The organism is Streptomyces sp. NRRL S-350 (assembly GCF_000719705.1).
Classification (GTDB): Bacteria; Actinomycetota; Actinomycetes; order Streptomycetales; family Streptomycetaceae; genus Kitasatospora.
In genome coordinates this window covers 1-4,187 of record NZ_JOHO01000134.1, presented here as the reverse complement: position 1 = coordinate 4,187, position 4,187 = coordinate 1, and the positions used below count along the sequence as shown (strand labels likewise).

Genomic DNA, 4,187 nt, shown 5'->3' with positions numbered 1-4,187 from the left:
GATGGTACTGCAGGGGGGACCCTGTGGGAGAGTAGGACGCCGCCGAACAATCATTCCGAAAAGACCCCCTCCCGGCCGGGAGGGGGTCTTTTTGCGTTTTCTGGTCCGGTTTCCGGCCGGGGCCGCCGGGTCTGGTTCACTCGTCCTGGGGCTGCGGCTCCTCGGTGGACGGCTGGCCCTGGGCCTGGGCCGGCAGCTGGGCCTCGGGCTGGGGCGTCGGGGTGGGCGAGGTCTTGGGATCCGCTGTTCCCCAAGCGGGCCGGCCGAGCCAGGACGCCGCGCTGTTGGTGAGGCGGGCGACACCGGTGCCGTCCGCCTGCATGCTGTAGAGGTCGGTGCCGGCGCCGGCCTGAGCCTGCGAGAAGACGATGGATTTGCCGTCGGGAGCGTAGGCGGCGGTGCCGTAGAAGACGTCCGACGGTGCGGGGGTGAGGGCGCCGATGGCGGTGCCGTCGGGGTGGACGGTGTAGATGCCGCCGCCGGGGGCGTTGTCCGGGCCGGCCGGGTAGGTGGTGAAGAGGATCCGGCTGCCGTCGGGGGACCAGTCGGCGCGGTCGCCGGCGCGCAGTTCCCAGGGGGTGAGCTGGCGGAGCCCGGTGCCGTCCGCGCTGACGACGTAGATGGCGCGGCTGTCGGCGGGTTGCCCGGTGGCGCTGGTGCGGTACTCGAAGGTGAGCTGTTTGCCGTCGGGGGACCAGCTGGGGTTGCTGACGGAGCCGGAGTAGGGCTTGTCGTTGGTGAGGAAGGTGAGCCGCTGGACGTCGGTGCCGTCGGGGCTCATCAAGTAGAGGTCGGAGAACTGGGTCTGGTTCTTGCCGGCCGGATCCAGCTGGCCCCAGGACCGGCTGAAGGCGAGTTGCTTGCCGTCCGGGGAGAAGGCCGGGGCGCGTTCGTCCTCGTTGGCGCAGTCCGCGGTGCCGCTGTCGCAGAGCTGGCTGACCTGGTGGGCGCTCTCGCCGGAGGCGGTGACGGTCCAGAGCCGGGCGGTGCCGGTCTGCGGGTCGGTGCGGTCGAAGGCGATGGTGGCGCCGTCGGGGGACCAGTCGGGGCGGTCGTCCCGGGTGCGGTCCGACGGCTGGGTGACCTGGTGTTGGCCGCTCCCGTCGGGGGAGAGGACGACGATGGCGCTGGTGTTGCGGGAGGCGTCGGTGTAGGCCCGGCTGACGATCAGCCCGTTGCGCGTGGTTGCCGCCGCGGGAGTGCCGGCTGCCGCGCCGACCACGCCGGGGGTTGCGCCGCCCGTGGGCTCGGGGGTGGCGGAGGGGGACTCCGGCCGGATCTCGGAGAGCGGGATGTCCCCGGGTTCGGCCCCGCAGCCGGTGAGCAGGGTGCCCAGAAGCAGAAGGCCCGCACCGGCGCTTGCGCGGATGCGGGCCCTGCTCGTGGGTGACTGTCGTGTGCCGGTGATCCTTGCCATCGCCGTCTTCGACCTTTCCGACCGCTCGACGTGTTGCCCCCGTCGCGGACTCAGGACGAAGGCCCCTGAAAGAAGCTGTCACTGTGTCAGAAGGGAGCGTCGGAGGCCCGGCGACACGCGACGGATGGGCGATCGCTCGGTCGCACGGCGTAACGGTGGAGAAAGGGAAGGCAGCGGTGGGTGGGAGGAGTCAGCCGCGGGAGGCGCGGCGCTCGGCCTTGGCGGCGGCCTCCGCCTCGTCCTCGGCCTCGGCGACCTCCAGGGTCGGGGCGGTGCCGCCGAGCTGGGCGGGGAGCCACCAGGTGTCGTCCGGGCCGGAGGGCTTGCCGGGGTACTCGCGCTGGGCCTGGTCGAGCATTTCGCCCATCGCGGCGCGGAGCCGTCTGGTAACCATGACGGGCTTGTCGTTCGGCCCGATGTGGATCGGTTCGCCGATCATGATGGTCACCGGGACGTGGCGCTTGGTCAGGGTCTTCGGGCGGCCCTTGGTCCAGAGCTGCTGGGTGCCCCACAGAATGACGGGCAGCAGCGGGGTGCCGGAGTCGGCCGCCATCCGGGCGGCGCCGGTCTTGAACTTCTTCAGCATGAACGAGCGGCTGATCGTCGCCTCGGGGAACACCCCGACGACCTCGCCGGCCTTGAGGGCGCGGACGGCGGCCTCGTAGGCGGGCTGGCCGTCGGTGCGGTCGACCGGGATGTGCTTCATGCCGCGCATCAGCGGGCCGGAGATCCGGTGCCTGAAGACGTCGTCCTTGGCCATGAAACGGGTCTTGCGCTTGCCGCCGCGGTAGGCGCCGAGGCCGGCGAAGAGAAAGTCGAGGTAACTGATGTGATTGCTGACCAGTACCGCTCCCCCCCTGGCGGGGATGTGTTCGGCGCCCACGATCTTGATCCGCACGTCGAGCGCGCGGAAGACGGTGAGTGCGGCGCCGATCACCGGCGGGTACACGAACTCTGCCACGGTCAGTCCTGACTTCCACGGGCCGGAGCCCGGTTCGGCGGGTTCCCGAGCCGTCGCGCGGGCAGTGCCGACCGGAACACGGCACTCCGTGGCGGTCACGGGTGATACACGGAGATGATCCCCCGAACGAGTGCCTGCTGTCACCTGAGCCGTGCGGTGGAGCCGGTCTGCACGGTGTGATCTCCGTGATGAATTCCCACGGGAACCTTTCCGCTTCCCGCACCGGGGCCCACCGGGGAAGACGGATCGGGTGGCTGCCGGTGAGTTCAGGCGCCGGCGGTGAGGCGGCCCTGGGCGCGCCGGAAGGCCGGATACAGCTCGCAGCCCACGCAGTAGCCGAACGCGGCGTCGAGGAAGGCGGCGGCGAGGGCGACCGCGGTGGCCAGCAGGCCCAGCCAGGTCACCTCGGTGATGTGGCCGAGGGTGCCGACGGCGGCGAACGCCATGAGAATGCCCTGTTCGAAGCGCAGGGGCCGCTCGTCCTCGGTCTCGGACGGTGGCGTGAGTCGGGGAGCGACGACGATCCGGAAGAACCAGTCGTACGGGGAGAGCCGTAAGCCGCCGAACGCGCCGAGTGCGAAGACGAGCGTCTGGGCCGCCAGGAGGGCGCTGCTGCCGGTGAGGAGGATGACGACCAGGACGGCCGAGGTGAGGGCGGCGGCGAAACGGGCGCCGCGGGGGTCGATCTGCACGGGAGGGCTCCGGGAGGGTCGCGACGGGCGGCGGGAGCGTCAGCGACGACGGGAGGCGGTGGCCCGGCCCGGGTCGGTGACGCGGCGGCAGGTCGGCAAAGGTGGTGAGGCGCGCTCGGAGTCCACCGGCCGATCGTACGCGGCGCGCACTCGGGGGTCGACCGCCTTTGGGGGCCGGTGGGCGCCGGTGCAGACTGGCGGGATGAACGGGCTGGTGGTGCGCGTTGTCGCACTGGCGGCGGCGACCCTGTTCGCGCTGTTGCGGGCCGGACGGGACGGAAGGACGAGGGTGGGCACCAAGGACGGGACGGTACGGCTGTCGGAGACGGAGCTGGGTGGGCCGCTCGGCTCGCGGGCGACGTTGGTGCAGTTCTCGACGGTCTTCTGTCAGCCGTGTCGGGCGACGCGGAGGGTGCTCGCCGAGGTGGCCGGGATGGTCGACGGGGTCGAGCACGTCGAGGTGGACGCGGAGGCCCGGCTGGAGCTGGTCCGCCGGCTGGAGATCCGGCGGACGCCGACCGTCCTGGTGCTGGACGCGGAGGGCCGGGTGGTGCGCCGCGCGTCCGGGCAGCCGCGTACGGCGGACGTGATCGCGGCGCTCGGGCAGGCGTTCTGAGGGGCGCGTTTCGAGGGCGGGCATTTCTGAGGGCAGGCGTTCCTGAGGGCAGGCGTTCCGAGGGCGGGCGGTCAGAGGATTCCTGTTCAGTCGGATCCGCCCCGCCGGGTGGAGTCGGCCCCCGGCTGGGGCAGGATGGGCGCAGGCGGTGGACGCATCCGAACGGCATGAGCTACTGGCCAGTAGTGACCGCTGAGCTACCGGCGAGTATGCTGCCAGGAAGTTCCGGACCGGCACGGGAATTCGCTGCCCGGAGTGGGTACGCAGCCGTGTTCGTGCCCGCTTGCACCGCCGCAGCCGCCGGACGAGACCAGTACAGGAGACAAGGCCGTGAGCTTGAGGATCGTCGTCTGTGTGAAGTACGTGCCGGATGCGACGGGGGACCGTCGTTTCGAGGACGACCACACCACCGACCGGGAGGGCGTGGACGGCCTGCTGTCGGAGCTGGACGAGTACGGTGTGGAGCAGGCGCTGCGGATCGCGGAGGCGAACGAGGGCGCC

At 71.6% G+C, this 4,187-nt stretch carries 4 protein-coding genes and 1 pseudogene; 2 read left to right on the top strand and 3 right to left on the bottom strand.

The window, feature by feature from the left end; translation table 11 throughout:
• Window positions 1–136: 136 nt before the first annotated feature.
• The 3 genes from IF30_RS0139925 to IF30_RS0139915 all read right to left on the bottom strand — a co-directional run bounded on the left by IF30_RS0139925 (window position 137) and on the right by IF30_RS0139915 (window position 3,070).
• On the bottom strand, window positions 137–1,417 hold the full coding sequence (locus IF30_RS0139925) for a TolB family protein (protein WP_030247898.1): 1,281 nt from the start codon (window positions 1,415–1,417) through the stop codon (window positions 137–139).
• A 190-nt stretch (window positions 1,418–1,607) separates the two neighbouring features.
• Complete coding sequence (locus IF30_RS0139920) at window positions 1,608–2,378, bottom strand: lysophospholipid acyltransferase family protein (RefSeq protein ID WP_030247896.1); 771 nt, start codon at window positions 2,376–2,378, stop codon at window positions 1,608–1,610.
• A gap of 266 nt (window positions 2,379–2,644) precedes the next feature.
• Window positions 2,645–3,070: a DUF4395 domain-containing protein gene (locus IF30_RS0139915; protein WP_030247895.1), complete on the bottom strand. Its 426-nt coding sequence runs from the start codon at window positions 3,068–3,070 to the stop codon at window positions 2,645–2,647.
• A gap of 202 nt (window positions 3,071–3,272) precedes the next feature.
• On the opposite strand from IF30_RS0139915, the gene IF30_RS0139910 reads away from it, so the two are divergent.
• A complete protein-coding gene (locus tag IF30_RS0139910; protein ID WP_030247893.1) occupies window positions 3,273–3,686 on the top strand; it encodes a thioredoxin family protein in 414 nt (137 codons plus the stop codon).
• Between the two features lie 330 nt (window positions 3,687–4,016).
• Window positions 4,017–4,187: pseudogene (locus IF30_RS0139905) on the top strand (electron transfer flavoprotein subunit beta); the annotation flags it as partial.